A 17,086-nucleotide genomic window follows, 5' to 3' on the forward strand; every position below is an offset into this window, starting at 1 on the left:
AGCATCCCAGCGTCACCTGGATGGGCCAACCCGGTTATCGCTCGCGGTGAAAATGGCCGGGGAGATGCCCTGCTGACACCGTCCCCAACTCGATCTACAAATTAATGTAGGCGAAGATATATTAATTTGTGCGCCGAGGCTCTGGGGGATTGAAGTCATGCCGCGTCATCGCCTCGTGCCCGGCCTTGGTTTGGCCTTCGCCGTCGCGGAGCTGCTGGCGCCCGTGGGTCCCGCCTGGTCGCAGACCGCGACCTATTCCTGCGCGGCATCCACCACGGAGAGCGACACCTATGTCTGCACCATCTCGCCCGGCAACTTCAACGCGCCGCTGCAGGTGCAGATCGCCAGCAACTTGACCTACTCCGGGAGCAGCACCGGGAACTTCGTCATCTCGACCCCAAGCGGGAATCCTGGCTTCGCCGGCGCGCTGGAATTCAGCCTGGTCGCGATCAACGGCACGAGCAGTTCGACGGGCAATGGCCAGAATGGTAGTCCGGCCGGCCCGGTGCTGTTCACCAACAGCGGCTCCCTGTCCCAGACGCTGCTGACCGGCAGCAATACGCCGTTCACCGCCTACGTCCTCCGCTCCGCCTCGCAGGGTGGCGATGGCGGCAACTACACCAATACCGACACCAACCACAGCGCGGGCGCCGCGCAAACCGGATCGACGGTCAATGTGACCAATAGCGGGCCGATCCAGTTCGCAACCAGCTTTTCGGGCGGGGGCATCGCTGCGGGCCTGATGTTCGGCGGGGCCGGGCTGCTGGCCGAAAGCCTGGGCGGCCAGGGCGGCAGCGTAACGTCGGGCGGAAACGACCAGAACGGCAACCCGACCTATGGCACCCAGACCGGCACGAACGGGGCCAGTGCCGGGGCCGTCACGCTGACCAACAGCGGCGACATCAGCGTCTTCACGCCGAATGTCATGCAGGGCTACTGGGCGCTGGCCGGGCGCAGCCTGGGCGGCGATGCCGGCACCGGCAACAATGGCCAGGCCGGCGGATCGGCCGGCCAGGTCGAGGTCACGACCACCGCGAAGGTCACGCTCGCCGCCACCTGGATGACGCCCTCCGGCACCGCGCCGCGCGGCACGCCCGGCGGCATCTTCGGCGTGCTGGCGCTGAGCCAGGGCGGCAACGGGACCATGTCCGTCAACAGCGGCAATAATGGCGGCCCGGGCGGCTCGGCCGGCGCGGCCTTGACCACGGTGACCGGCAGCCAGGACGGGCCGATCACGATTTCGGCCAGCGCGTCCGGCACGCGGCCCACGGGCAGCCTGTCCGGCGCCGTCGGGGCCCTGGCGCTTGGGGGCAGTGGTGGTGCGGGCTACGACTCGTCCACCGGTGGCTCAGGCGGCAATGCGGGCGCGGCCGAGGCCAGCGCGCGCTTTGCCACCATCACCACCAGCGGCGATGGCGTGCTCGGCCTGCTGGCGCTGTCGCGGGGCGGCATCGGCGGCAATAGCGGCATCGGCCAGGATCACAGCCGTGCGGGGGCTGGCGGGGCCTCCAGCATCGCGACGACCAGTTCGGCGCCGGGCGTCACCATCGCGCGCCTCGCCGACACGCGCATCACCACGAGCGGAAGCCTGGCGACCGGCGTCGCCGCGATCGCGCAGGGCGGCGCCGGCGGCACCGGCCAGGACTACACCCAGGCGCTCCAGTCCGGCGCGCAGGCAGGCATGGGCGGTGCGGGTGGCCCGGGTGGCCCGGTCCGCGTCGAGATGCTGGGCGGCGGCATCACGACCACCGGCAGCGGCGCGCCCGCCATCCTCGGGCTGTCGCGCGGCGGCACCGGCGGGAATGGCGGCGACCTGGCCGCCGCCGAGGGCGATTCCGGCGCGGGCGGCGCCGGCGGGGCGGCCGGCACCGTCTTCATGCGCATCCTGGGCGATGTGACGATCGCCACCAGCGGCGGTACGGCGTCGAATGGGGATTCGGCTTTCGGCATCAACGCCCTCTCCCAGGGCGGGGCGGGCGGCACGGGCGGCGCGATCAATGTCGACCTGGGCGGAAGCATCGGCAATGGCGGTGCCGGCGGCAATGCCTCGGAGGTCACGATCCAGCTGGGTCCCAACGTCAGCGTGACGACCAGCGGAGCGGGCGCGATCGGCGTCGCGGCGCGCAGCGTCGGCGGTGCGGGTGGCGCGGGCAGCCAGAACAACAGCTCGGGCGGCCTGGGGACCAACCCGGGCGATGGCGGTGCCAGCGGCAACAGCGGCCCCGTGACGGTCCAGAGCGGCGCGGCCATCTCCACCGCCGGGCAGGGCGCGCATGGCATCCTGGCCCTGTCCATCAGCGGCACGAGCGGATCGGGCGGCAACGGCGCCGGGATCATCTACGGCCCCGGGGGATCAACGGGCGCCAGCGGCACGGTCGGGCCGGTCAGTGTCACGAACAGCGGCAGCATCAGGACGCAGGGCCAGAACGCCATCGGCATCCAGGCCCAGTCCATCGGCGGGGGCAGCGGCACGCCGGGTGCCACCAATGGCGGCTTCTTCGGCGTCGGCGGTTCCTCGCCCAACGCCGCCAGCGGCAACACGGCGAGCGTGATCCATTCCAGCAGCATCAGCACCGCGGGCCAGTCCTCCATGGGCATCCTGGTGCAGAGCATCGGCGGCGGCGGCGGCAATGGCGGCGATTCGAACGAGGTGATCGGCTCCTTCGGCGGGTCGGCCGGCGGTGGCGGCAGCGGCGCGGCGGTGACGGGGACGCTGTCGGGCGGCACGATCGTGACGCAGGGCGCCCTGGCGCATGGCTTTGTCGCGCAGAGCATCGGCGGCGGCGGCGGCACCGGCGGAAACGCGACCGCAGCCGGCACGGTGGTCACGATGAGCTATGGTGGAACGGGCGGCGATGGCGGCACAGCCGGGCCGGTCACGCTGAACGCCACGGGCGGCAGCATCGGAACCTTCGGCACGAACGCCGCGGGGATCGTCGTCCAGTCCATCGGCGGGGGCGGTGGCGCGGGCGGATCCGCCTACTCGATCACGGACAGCGTCCAGCTGTCGGTCGCGGTGGCCATGGGCGCCTCCGGCGGCACGGGCGGCGATGGGGTGGGGGCCGTCAGCGTCGGCCTCTCGGGCACCACGATCAGCACCGGCCAATCCACCGCCTATGGCATCAACACGAATCCCGTGGACGCCTTCGGCATCGTCGCGCAATCCATCGGCGGCGGCGGCGGCGTGGGCGGGTCCGCGATGGCGCGCGCTGTCGCGGCGGGCCTGCCGAACCCGGAGAGCGGGGTCGGCTACACCGGTTCGCTGTCCCTTTCGATCGGCGGCTCCGGGGGGACGGGCGGCAGCGGCGGTCCGGTGTCCGCCACGCTGCAGGACAATGCCACGGTCATCACACAGGGGCAGGGCTCGCACGGCCTGCTGCTGCAATCCATCGGCGGCGGTGGCGGCGCGGGTGGCGATTCCTCCACGCTGGCCTCGACCATATCCTATGGCCGCGCCGCCTTCACCTCCGGCTCCCCGGGCAGCGGTGAGGCCGGCGGCACGCCCGGCGGCGAGACCTGGTCCATGCAGGCATCGATCTCGATCGGCGGCGACAGCCAATATGGCGGCCATGGCGGAAACGTGACCGTCACGCTCGCCCCCTCCACCGTCACGACCCTTGGCGACTACGCCAATGCCATCGTGGCGCAGAGCATCGGCGGCGGCGGCGGCAATGGCGGGATCGGCTCGTCCAACACGCAGAACACCGGCAGCTGGCGCGACATCAACATGTCGCTGGGCCTGGGTGGCAGGGGCGGCGCTGGCGGCGATGGCGGCGTGGTGACCATCTCCCAGCAGGCGGGATCGCTGGTGCAGACCTATGGATCCGGCGCGCACGGCATCGTCGCGCAAAGCGTGGGCGGCGGCGGCGGCACCAGCCAGGGCGGCGGCTTCAGCATCGGCGGCGTCTACTCGGCCGGCCCGGGCACCTTCCCCAAGCTGTCCGGCTCGCTCGGCGTGCAGGTCGGCGCGACCGGCGGCAACGGAGGGGCCGGGCAGCAGGTCAGCGCGACGATCGGGGGCAATATCCGGACCAGCGGCGGCGACGCGTCGGGCGTGGTGCTGCAATCCATTGGCGGCGGCGGCGGCATCGGCGGCGCGGCCGGCACGGAGGCGTCGTCCGACAACCCGATCTTGCTGGTCAGCCTGGCGGCCCTCGCCCGCACCGTGGCCACCAACGTGTATGTCAAAGGCACGACCTTCGCCCTGAACGCCAGCGTTTCCGTCGGCGGTTCGGGCGGCGCCGGCGGCAATGGCGGCTCCGTCCTGTTCAACCAGTCGGGGAGCATCGCCACGCAGGGCGACTGGTCCATCGGCGCGGTGCTGCAATCCATCGGCGGTGGCGGCGGCAAGGGCGGCGTCGCGACCTCGTCGGGCAGCGGGCTCGGCCTGTCGACGGAGCTCTCCGTCGGCGGCACGGGCGGAGCTGGCGGCGCGGGCGGTCTCGTCACCCTCAGCTTCGCGCCGGGCAGCAGCATCACGACGGGCGCGAACACCGCCAATGGGACCTCGGGCTATGGCGCCTTCGGCGTGCTGGCGCAGAGCATCGGCGGCAGTGGCGGCCTCGGCGTGGACGGCAGCATCGCCTCCCAGGGCACGATCCGGGTGGGCGCGACGCTCTCCGGCGGCGGCGGCGGCGGCGGAGACGGCAGCCCCGTCAATCTCAGCGGCACCACGACCGTGACGACGCTCGGCGACGTGGCCGCGGGGATCGTGATGCAATCCATCGGCGGGGGCGGCGGCGTCGGGGGCAACGGATCGTCCCTCACCGCCGGGCTTCTCGGACCGATCGACGGCTCGATCTCCATCGCGGTCGGTGGATCGAACGGCATCGGCGGCAATGGGAACCAGGTGGAGACCACGAACACGACGCTGACCATCGCGACCTCCGGCGCCAATGCCTATGGTATCGTGGCGCAGAGCATCGGCGGCGGCGGTGGCCTAGCCTTCGGTTCCAACATCACGACCACGACGACGAGTGCGATCGGCGCGCAGAATGTCAGCTACGGCCAGGCGGTCGGCAATGGTGGAACCGTCTCGCTGGCGCTGACCGGCGGCTCGATCCGCACCAGCGGCTTCGGCTCGCATGGGATCGTGGCGCAATCCATCGGCGGTGGCGGCGGCATCGCCGGAGTGCCCGGCGCGGGGGTCCTGCCTCAGATGGTCACCGCCGGCCAGTTCGGCGCGTCCTCGACCTTTCAGCCGGGAGGCGCGGGCGGCAGCGTGACGATCACCTCCTCGACCCCCATCACCACCACCGGCGACTTCGCGCATGGCATTGTCGCGCAAAGCGTGGGCGGCGGCGGCGGGCTGGTGGTGGCCGCATTGGGGGTGGTTGTCGCGGGCACCAGCAGCTATGCCTTGGCCTCCGGCAGCGGCCCGATCGCGCCGGGCGGCACGGTCACGGTGAACCAGTCGGCACCGATCAGCGCGACGGGCGCCAACTCCATCGGCATCTTCGCCCAGAGCTCGGGCAGTTCCTCGAACCCGACCTTGCCGTCCTCGATCGTCAGCATTTCGGTGAATGCCGCCATCCAGGGTGGATCGGGTGCCGGGGGTCTCGGCATCGCGGTGGACAGCTTCGACCAGTCCAGCCTGATCAGCATCAGTTCGCCCGGCAGCGTGTCCGCGCTGTCCGGCAATGCGATCTGGATGACCTATGGCACGGTCTTCAACTACGGGACGGTCACCGGGTCCTATCGCGCGCCGAACGGCTTCAACAATTATGGCACGCTGAACGCCGGCGCTTCGCTGGTCGCGGCCAGCCTGTTGAATGCCGGCACGCTGCGCGTCGCGGCGCACTCTGCCTATGCCGTCTCCCGCGTTTCGGATGCGTTCATCCAGACGCCGACCGGCGTGATGGCGGTCCAGGCCGACTTCGCCGGGCGCCGCGCCGCCCAGCTCGAGGTCGCGGGCGCGGCCATCCTTGACGGGCGCGTGCGCCCGCTGCTGGTGACGGCGCTGCCCGACATCTCGCTGCCCTTCCTGACAGTGGCGGGCACCGCCACGGGCGTGCTGACCGGGGAGCCCACGCCGGTCTTCGGCTACGGCATCACCGAGAGCAACCGCACCTACTCGGTCAAGGTGACCTCAGCCGATTTCACGCCGACCGGCTTCCCGCTGAGCCGCGCCCAGGCGGCGGTCGCCGGCCACCTGCAATCCGCCTGGGATGCGGGCGGGAGCCTGGCGCTCGCGCCGTTTTTCGCGCTGTTCGGCAACACGGCGGCGCTGGGTGGCCCCGGCCCTTATGCGACCCAGCTGCAGCAACTCTCGCCCGACACCAACTTCGCGCCCGGCGCGCGGCAGGTGGCCGGCGGCCAGGCCTTCGCCAATGCCGCACTCAGCTGTCCCGCCTTCGAGGGCACGACCGCGATGCTGGTCGAGGGCCAATGCGTCTGGGCGCGCGTGATGGGCCGCACCGCGACGCAGGGTGCGACGGACGGCATCTCGCGCTTCAGCATGGATACCAGCACCTGGCAGATGGGCGGCCAGCGCGAGCTGGGCGGGGGCTGGTTCCTGGGCGGCTCGCTCGCCTACGAGGCGGGGCGGCTCTCAACCGCGGACAAGACGGAAAGCGGGCGGGGCCAGGCCGGCTACGGCGCGGTGACGCTGAAGTACCAGACGGGGCCGTGGCTCTTCTCCGGCGTTGCCTTTGGCGGCGGCGGCTCCTTCGACACGCGCCGCACGATCCAGCTGCCCGGTTTCAGCGCGGTCGCAAGCGGCGGGCCTGGGCTGACCAATCTGGGCGCGATGCTGCGCGCTTCCTTCACGGTGGGGGGCGAGGATATCTATCTCCGTCCCTCGGTCACGCTCGGCGTCGTCCATGCGCGCAGCGGCGGCTATCGCGAGAGCGGCGCGGGAGTCCTCGGCCTCGATGTCGCAAGCGCATCGGCCACGGTCGCGACGCTGACGCCGGCGATCGAGATCGGCGGCCGCGTCGCGCTCGCCCCTGAGCGCGTGCTGCGGATCTTCGCCAGTGCGGGCCTGGGCTTCGCGAGCAATGACCGCTGGACGCAGGAGGCACGCCTCCTGGGCGCCCCCGCGGGTGCAGCGGGCTTCAGGACGGCGGTGCGGATGGACGGGCTGGTCGGCCGCATCTCGGCGGGGGGCCAGCTCTATGCGGGGCGCAACCTGGCGCTGCGCCTGCAATACGAGGGCGAATTCAGCAACAACCTGACCGCGCATGGCGGCACGCTGGCGTTGTCCTGGGCGTTCTGAGGGGGAGGAAGGCGAAAGAAGAACAAGACGAAGATGGAGCAGGCCGCCAAGGCCACGAACCACGCGCTGGAGTTCGAGAAGCTCGCCATCCGCAGCCGGCCGGAGCCGGGCATCCGCGACCAGCAGACCCTGATCTGCCATCTGGACGATGAGCGCGGCCGCCATTTCCGCGACTCCGTGGCGGAGTCCTTCCGCCGCTACAAGGAGACGGCGCAGCCCGCCGTCGCCGCGCTTCTGGACCGCTACCGGCTGGTGGATGTCGCGATGAAGGTGGTGGGCGTGGGCAGCGTGGGCAAGCTCTGCGCCATGGTGCTGCTGATGTCGGGCTCGGGCGATCCGCTCATCCTCCAGGTGAAGGAGGCGCGGCGCTCCGTGCTGGAACCCTATGCCGGCGCGAGCCCCGTGGCACATCCGGGCGAGTGCGTTGTGCGCGGCCGGCGCCTGATGCAGGGTGCGAGCGACATGTTCCTGGGTTGGCTGGTCGCGCCGGGCGCGGCCTCGCGGCCCGCATGGATCGCCAGCGTGGGATGCGGGGGGCCAGCACCAGGCGGCGCATCTTCAGGTAGGCGGCGGGACCCATCCCGACGACAGCCACGAAGGCATCCTGCTGCTTGCGCCGCGACACGGCGAGCGCCACGCACAGCTCGTCACGGGTGATCGGCCAGGCGAGGTGAACGCGCAGGAACTCCTCGGCGCCGTGCACCACGCGCAGGGCCTCGCGCGTGGCGCGTCCCGGCGGGCCCGCGACGGCGTCGTTGCTCATGGCCGACGCGACCAGCTCGCGCATGGACAGCGCCAGGACCCGCGCACAATCCGGGCGACCCAGGATCTCGGGCAGGGCATCCACCAGCGCCGCGGCACCGGCATAGGGGGCGGCAAGGGCCTCGGCGGCGACCGGATCGAGCGTCAGAAGGCGCGGCGAGCCGGCGCGAGAAACTCGGCGCCACCGGGCGCGAGGAGCGCCTGCATGGGCTGGAGCGGCGTGCCGTTCAGGGTGGGGGGAACGCCATGGCCACGGCGCAGAAACACCAGCCCAACGATGCCGGGATCAAAGGCGGCGCGGGCGATGTGGGCTCCGTCCTCGGCGAGTTGGATTACCGTATCGCCCAGACGAACGACACGAAGCGTGCCCAAGAAAGACTGGCCCGGGATAGGCAGACACTGGAACTGCCCGCCAGGCAGATCGGCCGCGAAGTCCTCGGGCTGGGCGAAGCGGCGACAGCCGACAGCGGCCCCCTCTCCGATTGCACGCAGCATGTTGCACGCAGCATGTTGCACGCAGCATGTTGCACGCAGCATGTTGCACGCAGCATGCCACTCCCTCTCCTGCTCTCTTCGTCGCAGCGCTGCCCGCGAAGCGCCCTTGTCAAGCGGAATGCCTTCCACGCCTCCGCTCCTCCCAGCCAGGGAAATCTCAGCAGAGAACTCCATCCAAAGGCGATCCAATTTCCTGGTCGCGGATCAGGCACGCCACTGACCTCACCCTCACATTGACACCCGGGGCCGCGCGGCGTTGGCTATCATCTGCCCCGCGAGAGGGTCATGAGGAAAAAGCCATGAAGAAGCGCCAGATCCTGCGCGCGGCAGCCGGCCTTGGATTGCTGGCCGCCCCCGCCTATGCGCAAGCGCCTTTCCCCAGTTCCAGCATCCGCATGGTCGTGCCATTCCCGCCGGGCGGAAACACCGACATTTTTGGGCGCATGTTTGCCGAGCCCTTCGGGCGGGCGCTCGGCCAATCCGTTGTCGTCGACAATCGCGGCGGGGCGGGCGGTCTCATCGGCTCGGGCGAGGTGCATCGCGCCCGACCGGATGGGTACACGTTGATCTTTCAAAGCCCGACGGCCGGGATCACCGGCCCGCTGACACGCCGCGTGCCGCCGTTCGATCCCGTGACGGGGTTTTCGCATATCGCCATCCTCGGCATCACGCCGCTCGCCCTCGCGGTCAATCCGCGCCTTGGCGTGAACAGCCTGGCCGAGTTGATTGCGCTCATCCGCGCCCAGCCGGGCCGGCTCAGCTATGGCAGCTCGGGCATCGGCGGCGCCCCGCACCTCTCGACAGAGTTGCTGCGGATACGGGTCGGCAACCTCGATGTGGTGCACGTGCCCTACCGAGGCTCGGGGCCGCTGACCCAGGATCTTCTCTCCGGGACGATCTCCTTCGCCGTAGACGCCTTCACGACCCTGCTGCCGCAGCACCGCGAGGGGAAGCTGCGGATCATCTCCGTCTTCGGCGAGCAGCGCGCAGCGGTGGTGCCCGATGTGCCGACCGCGCGCGAGAGCGGCTTCGACGTCGTGACCCGCATCGCCAACTACCTGGCCGCCCCCCCCGGCACGCCGCCGGACCGGCTGGAGCGCCTGGCCGCTGCCGCTCGCGTTGCGATGTCCACGCCCGAGATTGGCCGGGCGCTGGAGGCCATCGCCTTCGTGCCGGTGACGGATTCCACGCCGGAAAGCGCGACGCGCTTCATCGCGGAGGAGGCGGCGCTGTGGGGCCCCGTCATTCGCGCCGCCAATATCGAGATCGAGTAGGCGCGCATGTTCAAGCTGACGGACAAGGTGGTGTTCCTGACCGGCTGCGGCTCGGTCGGACCGGGCTGGGGCAATGGCAAGTCGATCGCGGTGCTGTTTGCCCGGCAGGGGGCGCGCATCTTCGGCGTGGACATCAACGAAGCCGCGGCGCGCGAGACGCAGGCGATCATCCAGGGCGAGGGCGGCACCTGCGAGATCGCGACGGGCGACGTCACGGATTCCGCCGAGGTGGCGCGGCTGGTCGAGGCCTGCATGGCGCGCTTCGGCCGTATCGACGTGCTGGTGAACAATGTCGGGAAGTCCGAACCCGCTACCCCCGGTGAGATGGACGAGGCGCTGTGGGACAGCCAGATCGCCATCAACCTCAAAAGCGCTTTCCTCTGCTGCCACGCGGTGCTGCCGATCATGCAGAAGCAGGGAAAGGGAGCCGTGGTCAGCATCGCCTCCACGGCTGGCATTCGCTACACGGGCAAGCCCCAGGCGGCCTATTCGGCGGCCAAGGCGGGGCTGATCCATTTCAGCAAGACCACCGCCATTACCTATGCTCCGCGCGGCATCCGCATGAACTGCGTGCTTCCTGGCCTCATCTACACGCCGCTGGTGGCCAAGCTCGCCGAACAATTTGCCGGCGGCGACCTGGAGGGGTTCGTGGCGAAGCGCAACGCCGCCGTTCCCATCGGCCAGATGGGCGAGGGTTGGGACGTGGCCCATGCCGCGCTGTTCCTTGCTTCTGACGAAGCGAAATACGTGACCGCAACGGAACTCGTCGTCGATGGTGGATTGACGGCTTCCACGCGTTGATGGTGTCAGGCCGGCGTAGCCTCCGGGATGCGCGATGACCCCGCCCCCAAGTTGTTCTCGTTTATGGGCAGGGTCTGTTCTCTACACGCCCCTGCGCGGGGCGGGCTGCAAAGGCGTTGGGGGTGAGCCCGTTCAGGCTCGTGTGCGGGCGTTGCGTGTTGTAGTCGATCCTCCAGGCTTCGATGATCCGGCGTGCGGCAGACAGTCTGCCGAACAGGTGTTCGTTCAGGCATTCATCGCGGAACCGCCCGCTGAAGCTTTCCATGAACCCGTTCTGCTGCGGCTTGCCGGGCGCGATGTCGTGCCACAGCCCCCCAGCCCTGGCTTGCCAGCGCAGCATGGCGTTGGAGGTCAGCTCCGTCCCATCGTCGCTGACGATCATGGCAGGCGCGCCACGCAACGCCGCGATCCGATCGAGTTCCCGACCGACCCGCTGCCCTGACAGCGACGTGTCCACCACAAGCGCCAGGCCCTCGCGCGTGAAGTCGTCCACCACGCCCAGGACCCGGAACCGGCGCACACAGTCCAGCGCGTCGGAGACGAAATCCAGCGACCAGCGCTGGTTCACGCCCCGCGGCAACGCCATCGGCACGCGGGTGTCCAGGGCGCGCTTGCGGCCACCTCGCCTGCGCACGCCGAGCCGCTCCGCCCGATACAGCCGAAACAGCTTCTTGTGGTTCACGCAATGCCCCCCCGCGCCAGCAGAATGTGCAGGCGGCGATAGCCGAACCGCCGCCGCTCTCCGGCCAGAGCCCGCAGCCGCTCGCGCGACCCCTCATCATCGGGCCGCCGCGACGCGTAGCGGTAGATCCGCGGCGCCATGCCCACCAGGCCGCAGACGCGACGTTGCGAATAGGCTTTCTCCCGGATCGCCCGGCTCACGGCATTCCACCGTGAGCCGGGCGTTATCGTCCTCCTGCCCCTTCAGCTTGCGGGCGTCCGACACTTCCATACCGCCGTATTTCGAGCGCCATGTGTAGAACGTCGCATCGCTGATGCCGTGCTTGCGGCACAACTCCGCCGCCGTGGCGCCAGCCTGATGCTCCTTGACTACCCCGATCGTCCGTTCCTGCGTGAACCTCGATCGCTTCATCGTCCGTCTCCTGTTGACGGACCCCAAGTCAAAGCGGGGACATTCCGGGGGGCAGGGTCACGAGGTCTCGTCGGGCTGGTACCGCCAGGCAAGCAACGATTCTGACCTGACTGCCAGGTTCTGCTGCGTCCACTCCGACATCCGACCAAACACCTCAACGTCCGGATGGCGAACAGCAAGGAACATGCCAACCGCCTGCCCTTCCGAGTACGAGATGCCCAAGTTTCCGGTATCCACCACCCGGCCTTGCTGAGTCGGAAATCGGCGCTTGAAGTTGGTCCATCCGACGTCTGATGCAAATTGCCCCGCCGCAATACGCGACGCGTCCAGAAGCAAGCTCCATCCGCGCCCGACTATAGCGCGCCGATTAATCTCTTGCCTGCTGCTGACTGACATCTTTCGCAGTTAGCGCTACGCGAAACAATATTCCGCCCACCCTTTCAGATAAACCGCATCCTATAATGCGATTATCGGGCACTTTAGGCGATTTTTGGCAACAACACATTATGTCGACAAAAATAGACATTATTTATGTGATTGTGAAGCATATACGCCCCTTGAAGCTTTTCTCCCGCAGCGATATTCCTGGCTCTTCCTCAATTCCGTACAGAAAAATTATTCCTTCATTTCTTCTTAAATATCCTAGGACATGGTTAATTGACGTTTTTCTAAAATAAATCCAAGCCGTTTCATGAAATACGGATGATATTTGAGCAAATCAAACTATGATTGTTAAGGGAAATTCGAACGCATGCTCACTGACTCGGCGACCTTGGCGCGAGTGCTTGTTGTAGACGACGACAAGGCGGTGGCACGGCAACTCGGCTTGGGTTTGGAGGCGGTTGGTTTCTCTGTGGTCGTGACGCATTCCATGACCGAGGCATTGGAGGCGCTGGGCAAGTCACCCGAAACTTGTGTGGTGGTGACGGACATCAGGATGCCTGGCGGCAGCGGCCTCGAGCTGGCCGAGGCCGTATCGCATCAGCGCGGAGAGGCAGAAGCGACGGAAGTCATCCTCATCACCGGCCATGCCACGCTCGATGACGCGACCACCGCCCTGCGATGCGGCGCGGCGGACTTCCTGCCAAAGCCTTTTCGGCTGACCGAGGCCCGCGATGCGGTGCAAAGGGCGGTAGATCGCGCCTTGAAACGCCGTAAGGACGCTAGGGCAGCATCCGAAAGCCAATTGGCCCTGTCTCGGTTCGACGATGAGCGCCAAATGCTGCAAGCGAAGATTCAGGATGCGGAGCAGCGCTTTCACAATCTGTCCACGGCACAATCGCGACCGTTGGCCGATCTGGAGCGGGCGCGCCTCGCCGTGTCCCATGCGCTGCGAACTCCGTTGAACCTGATTGCCGGCGGTACGGCCTTGATATCGGATGATCGGAGTGCCCAGGCCCAGGCCGAGAGCTTGGAGTTGTTGCGTAATGGCGTGAATGACGCGGTGGTCGCTGTTGAACTGGTCGAGGAACTTAACCGGCTTCAGGTGGATGAACCGGTCGCGATGAACGCCTTTGATGTCGCCGCTTATGTCGATGGCTTGGCGGCATCCTTCACGCATGAGCACGGCACCGTCCTCACCTGCACATCCCCACCGGCAGCTGTGTCGATGATCGTTATGGCATCGCCGCTGCGGATCCGCCGGGCGATCACCTTGTGCTTTGACGCTGCGGCTGAATGGGGGGGGGCCAAGTCGCAGTTCCGCTACGAGACCAAGTTGGAGCATGATGGAGAAGGCCGGTGCTTCGTCAGCTTCACCGTGATCGTCTCACCGCTCGGGCAGGATGTGGCGCCCCCTGCCGGAAGCACATTTGAGGAGACCACCAGCTTCCTGTCACGAACGCAGGAATCGCTTCGCTTCTTCATCGCCCGCCGCTTGGTTGCGCATTGCGGTGGAACGGTCACCTCCTGGACGGGAACGCCTGGTAGTGCGGCGATCCGTCTCGCTATCCCCCTCCTCAACGGCACATGATCGGGGCTCACGCGAACGGGCGTCCTCGTCGATTTGGACGGAGGACGCTCCTGGGCTCATTGGGGATCGGCGCCGGCTTTGTCGCGCTTGGTGGTGCCGGCACCCTGGCCATCACCCGAGCGACCGAAGAGAGGCAGGCCGAGAAGGAGGCCGTTCTGCGTGGCGAGGGCGTACTTTACGTCGAGATGTTCAGCCAATTGCTCGAGCGCAGCCTCGATCATGTGACCATGGTGCATGAACTGGCCGCCGCCTCGCATCGGAAGCGTGTGCTCCACCCCGGAGGCCAGTATCCGACCGCAGATGAACACCTGGCGCAACTCGCTCGGGAGGAGCGGGCGGGCATCTTCCAGATCGCGACGATCGATCGCGATGGGCAGTTGGTTTGGTCCACCGTCCCGGGCTGGCGAGCCGTCGATCTGCGGGACCGGGAGCATTTCAAAGTGCATGCCGAAGGGCTTCGCACCCCCTTCATCAGCGAGCCGCTTCGGGGGCGGGCCAGCCTTCGTCACAGCCTCCAGCTCACCAGGCCCATACTTGGGCCAGATGATAGCTTTCTTGGGGTCAGCGTCGTATCGCTCGACCCGAACGGCCTCTCCAATGATCTGGGCCTGGCCCCCATGAGGCCAGACAGCCGGGTGCTGCTCATCCGCTCGGACGGGTTGGTGCTGTCAGCCAATGATGCGCGGGGCCTTTCGCCGGGTCAACGCGTTGGCGAGGGCAACCTTCATCGCTTCATGGCCCAACTGACAGGGGTGGATCTGGTCTTCGGCTCGCGGACCGGGGCGCAGCGGATCGTCGCATGGAAGCAAGTGCCGGGATGGCCCGCCGTCCTGGTGCACAGCGCCCCACGCAGCATTGCACGCGAAAGGGCCGAGCTTGATGTCGCGGGCTATTGGAAGACGCTGACCGGCGGCCTCGCAGCTTATCTTGGCTTGGGCGCCGCTGCCTTGACCTGGGATGCGGCGCGCACTGCGCGCCGCCACGCGCGCGATGCGGAACTGGCGCGCAAGGAAACCAGCGAAATGCTGCGTGCCTTGCCTGGCGCGGCATATCGCGTGAGCTTGCCCGAAGAGGGAGAGCCCGCCTGGCATGAGGCGCAGTTGGCGGTTGCCGCCATCACCGGTCGCACATATTCCGAGACGGATGCGCGCAACCCCTTCGACACGCTGACCGATTCGGAAGGTCTGGCGTTGCGGGCCGATTTCCTGCGCCAGATCATTGCCAGCGGTGAGGCCGTCGTCGAATACAATGGCTTTCGCCCGGACAAGACGCTCATCCGGATCCGGGAGCATGCTCGCATCCTGCCCGGCAACGAGATCCACGAAAGGCTCATCATCGGCCAACTTACCGACATTACGGCTGAGCAAAACCTCAGGGCGAAGGCACATGCCGCGGCCCAAATGGCCAATCTTGGTGAGATGGCGACGGGCCTCGCGCATGAAATCAATCAGCCCGCGGCAGCGATCGCACTCGCCGCCGACATCGCCGTCCTGGAGCTCGAGCGCTTGCCGGGCGGGCCGCCCGAGACCCTGCGGCGCGGCCTCGAAGACATTGCCGAGCAGGCCGCCCGGCTCCGTGAGGTGATCAAGCATTTCCGCGACTTCAGCAAGCCAGATACGGACGCACTGCCGCTCCAGTCCATGCGGCTCGAAGAGGTGATCGCGGGTGCACGCCGCATCGCGGACGGCATACTGGCCGGCGCGGGCGTGACTTTGCGCGTCTACCTTCCCGATCATCCGCTGATCGTGCGTGCGCGGCGGGTGCCCCTGGAACAGGTCCTGGTCAATGTGCTGATCAACGCGCGGGACGCGCTGCTGCATCAACCCCGTATTGCGCGCGTAGTGGACCTGTCCGCCGCGGCTGATGAAGGGCAAGGCACCGTGAGCATCAGCATCCGGGACTACGGGACGGGCCTTGCGCCAGAGATTCTCCCGCGTATCTTCGAGCCCTTTTTCACGACCAAATCCTTCGACAAGGGGACCGGGCTCGGTCTATCGATCGCGCACACCACCATGCAGGGTCTCGGTGGCTCCATCAGCGCACGCAACCACCCTGCCGGCGGCGCCGAATTTTGCATGGTGCTCCTGGCGGGTGATGACCCTAGAGTTGTTCAAACCGAATCGGAAACGAGTGGAAGTAGAGTGAATCCGGCATGACCCAGGGCCCAAGAATTCTTTTGCTGGACGATGACACTGCCTTCTGTGATGCCATCACGGCATATCTCGAGGCGCAGGGATGCATAGTCGCCGCCATCCAGAGACCAGATGGGCTGGAGGCGGCGATCCTGAAGCATAACCCGGACTTGCTGCTGCTCGATCAACGTCTGGGCGACACGACCGGAACACAGTTGCTGCGCGAGATGCGACCGCGTTCCAACCTGCCATGCATCGTCGTGACGGGCGCATCTGATCCGTTTGACCGCATTCTCAACCTTGAGCTCGGCGCTGACGACGAAATCGACAAATCAACGGCTCCTCGAGAGCTGCTGGCACGAATTCGGGCTGTGCTGCGGCGTGAGCGCCGCCCGTCCGTTGAGCGTGCGAACGATGCGCCCGCCTCGCCTTGGCAGTTTGTCATTTCAAGGCGCGAATTGCGCCGGCCCGATGGCTCGCAGTGCCACCTGACGACGGCCGAGTTTGAGACGCTTCGCATGCTGGTGGAATCCATTGGCATATCGGTCTCTCGCGCCATAATCTGCCAACGGGTTTTTGGCCGCCCCTACCAACCCGCGGATCGCGCCGTGGATACGGTTGTCAAGAAGCTGCGCCTCAAGATTGACACCCCTGGAGGCTCCACCTGCATCCGGTCGGTCCGGCCAATGGGCTACGTGTTCACCGGCTTCCCCGCCGCAGAGGAATCGAGGACAGAAGCCAGCCTGCCGGCATGAGCAGGTCAGCATCGGTGGATCTGGCGGAGCGAATGCAGCATTTGTTGCATGATCTCTCCCAGCCGCTGCTGGCGGCTGCGTTGAGCGTGGACACCGCGCTCATCCTTCTGCCCGCTGGTCATGAAGCCGCGGCCCTTAAGCGCGTAGAGGCGGCGTCCGACGAATTGAAGCGCGCCCTTATGATCATGCGTGCCCTCAAGTTGGCTTGCGGCCGCGAACCCGGCCTTTGGGCGAGCAAGTTCGATCCCGCGCAGATCCTGAACCAGATCCTGGGTGGTAAGGAATTTGCGTCCGTCGGCGAGATTCTGGGGGACCGCGACTATTTCGAGGCTGCCATGGCGGGCCTCGTCATGACACTGCGGCCGACGCCCGACTCCTGTCGTGCATACGCCACCACATACCGCAAGGGTATTCAGATCACGCTGAGGGGAGGCGATTCCCAGCCGGATATGCTGCGCTTCTGGATGGACGCTTTGCGGAAAGCCGGCATTGGTGCACGCGCGCGGCGCATGGGTGCCGGAACGGTTGTATCTCTCTCCGTGCCCACTTGACGCCAACGCGCCATGAGGGAGGGCCGCAGCCGGCA

General features: G+C 67.6%; 11 protein-coding genes and 1 pseudogene. 8 read left to right on the forward strand and 4 right to left on the reverse strand.

What is annotated here, in order from left to right; all coding sequences use genetic code 11:
* Window positions 1-157 precede the first annotated feature (157 nt).
* Complete coding sequence (locus tag ACQ860_RS10910) at window positions 158-7,216, forward strand: hypothetical protein (RefSeq protein ID WP_431303400.1); 7,059 nt, start codon at window positions 158-160, stop codon at window positions 7,214-7,216.
* Between the two features lie 33 nt (window positions 7,217-7,249).
* Window positions 7,250-7,873, forward strand: a complete 624-nt coding sequence (locus ACQ860_RS10915) for a DUF2252 family protein (RefSeq protein WP_431303401.1) — start codon at window positions 7,250-7,252, stop codon at window positions 7,871-7,873.
* A 249-nt stretch (window positions 7,874-8,122) separates the two neighbouring features.
* On the opposite strand, the gene ACQ860_RS10920 is transcribed toward ACQ860_RS10915, so the two are convergent.
* Entirely contained in the window at window positions 8,123-8,473 is a 351-nt protein-coding gene (locus tag ACQ860_RS10920) for a hypothetical protein (RefSeq protein WP_431303402.1), read from the reverse strand.
* 299 nt (window positions 8,474-8,772) lie between these two features.
* Between ACQ860_RS10920 and ACQ860_RS10925 the strand changes: the two genes are divergently transcribed.
* Together ACQ860_RS10925 and ACQ860_RS10930 are read left to right on the forward strand one after the other, a co-directional pair.
* On the forward strand, window positions 8,773-9,747 hold the full coding sequence (locus ACQ860_RS10925) for a Bug family tripartite tricarboxylate transporter substrate binding protein (RefSeq protein WP_431303403.1): 975 nt from the start codon (window positions 8,773-8,775) through the stop codon (window positions 9,745-9,747).
* Between the two features lie 6 nt (window positions 9,748-9,753).
* On the forward strand, window positions 9,754-10,548 hold the full coding sequence (locus ACQ860_RS10930; protein WP_431303404.1) for an SDR family NAD(P)-dependent oxidoreductase: 795 nt from the start codon (window positions 9,754-9,756) through the stop codon (window positions 10,546-10,548).
* A gap of 61 nt (window positions 10,549-10,609) precedes the next feature.
* Here ACQ860_RS10930 and ACQ860_RS10935 read toward each other — a convergent pair.
* Together ACQ860_RS10935 and ACQ860_RS10940 are read right to left on the reverse strand one after the other, a co-directional pair.
* Window positions 10,610-11,641: pseudogene (locus ACQ860_RS10935) on the reverse strand (IS3 family transposase).
* A gap of 57 nt (window positions 11,642-11,698) precedes the next feature.
* A complete protein-coding gene (locus tag ACQ860_RS10940) occupies window positions 11,699-11,977 on the reverse strand; it encodes a glycosyl hydrolase family 8 (RefSeq protein WP_431303405.1) in 279 nt (92 codons plus the stop codon).
* Between the two features lie 415 nt (window positions 11,978-12,392).
* Between ACQ860_RS10940 and ACQ860_RS10945 the strand changes: the two genes are divergently transcribed.
* Complete coding sequence (locus tag ACQ860_RS10945) at window positions 12,393-13,613, forward strand: response regulator (RefSeq protein WP_431303406.1); 1,221 nt, start codon at window positions 12,393-12,395, stop codon at window positions 13,611-13,613.
* A gap of 56 nt (window positions 13,614-13,669) precedes the next feature.
* Here ACQ860_RS10945 and ACQ860_RS10950 read toward each other — a convergent pair whose 3' ends face one another.
* Complete coding sequence (locus tag ACQ860_RS10950; RefSeq protein WP_431303407.1) at window positions 13,670-13,834, reverse strand: hypothetical protein; 165 nt, start codon at window positions 13,832-13,834, stop codon at window positions 13,670-13,672.
* 6 nt (window positions 13,835-13,840) lie between these two features.
* Here ACQ860_RS10950 and ACQ860_RS10955 point away from each other — a divergent pair, with 6 nt between their 5' ends.
* Genes ACQ860_RS10955 through ACQ860_RS10965 form a run of 3 tightly spaced genes read left to right on the forward strand, consistent with a single transcriptional unit; the run spans window position 13,841 to window position 17,051 of the window.
* Window positions 13,841-15,769, forward strand: coding sequence for an ATP-binding protein (locus ACQ860_RS10955; protein WP_431303408.1), 1,929 nt, complete (start codon window positions 13,841-13,843; stop codon window positions 15,767-15,769).
* The gene (locus ACQ860_RS10960) at window positions 15,766-16,500 is read left to right on the forward strand and encodes a response regulator transcription factor (RefSeq protein WP_431303409.1); all 735 of its coding nucleotides are present in this window, start codon (window positions 15,766-15,768) and stop codon (window positions 16,498-16,500) included. Before ACQ860_RS10955 ends, ACQ860_RS10960 begins: the two co-directional genes overlap by 4 nt.
* On the forward strand, window positions 16,497-17,051 hold the full coding sequence (locus ACQ860_RS10965; protein WP_431303410.1) for a hypothetical protein: 555 nt from the start codon (window positions 16,497-16,499) through the stop codon (window positions 17,049-17,051). Before ACQ860_RS10960 ends, ACQ860_RS10965 begins: the two co-directional genes overlap by 4 nt.
* Window positions 17,052-17,086 lie beyond the last annotated feature (35 nt).

Source organism: Sediminicoccus sp. BL-A-41-H5 (genome assembly GCF_050632405.1).
GTDB lineage: Bacteria > Pseudomonadota > Alphaproteobacteria > Acetobacterales > Acetobacteraceae > Roseococcus.

Coding starts and splice junctions, on each gene's coding strand:
- ACQ860_RS10910 (WP_431303400.1), top strand. CDS start 158: ATGCCGCGTCATCGCCTCGTGCCCGGCCTTGGTTTGGCCTTCGCCGTC.
- ACQ860_RS10915 (WP_431303401.1), top strand. CDS start 7,250: ATGGAGCAGGCCGCCAAGGCCACGAACCACGCGCTGGAGTTCGAGAAG.
- ACQ860_RS10920 (WP_431303402.1), bottom strand. CDS start 8,473: ATGCTGCGTGCAATCGGAGAGGGGGCCGCTGTCGGCTGTCGCCGCTTC.
- ACQ860_RS10925 (WP_431303403.1), top strand. CDS start 8,773: ATGAAGAAGCGCCAGATCCTGCGCGCGGCAGCCGGCCTTGGATTGCTG.
- ACQ860_RS10930 (WP_431303404.1), top strand. CDS start 9,754: ATGTTCAAGCTGACGGACAAGGTGGTGTTCCTGACCGGCTGCGGCTCG.
- ACQ860_RS10945 (WP_431303406.1), top strand. CDS start 12,393: ATGCTCACTGACTCGGCGACCTTGGCGCGAGTGCTTGTTGTAGACGAC.
- ACQ860_RS10950 (WP_431303407.1), bottom strand. CDS start 13,834: ATGATCGAGGCTGCGCTCGAGCAATTGGCTGAACATCTCGACGTAAAG.
- ACQ860_RS10955 (WP_431303408.1), top strand. CDS start 13,841: ATGGTGCATGAACTGGCCGCCGCCTCGCATCGGAAGCGTGTGCTCCAC.
- ACQ860_RS10960 (WP_431303409.1), top strand. CDS start 15,766: ATGACCCAGGGCCCAAGAATTCTTTTGCTGGACGATGACACTGCCTTC.
- ACQ860_RS10965 (WP_431303410.1), top strand. CDS start 16,497: ATGAGCAGGTCAGCATCGGTGGATCTGGCGGAGCGAATGCAGCATTTG.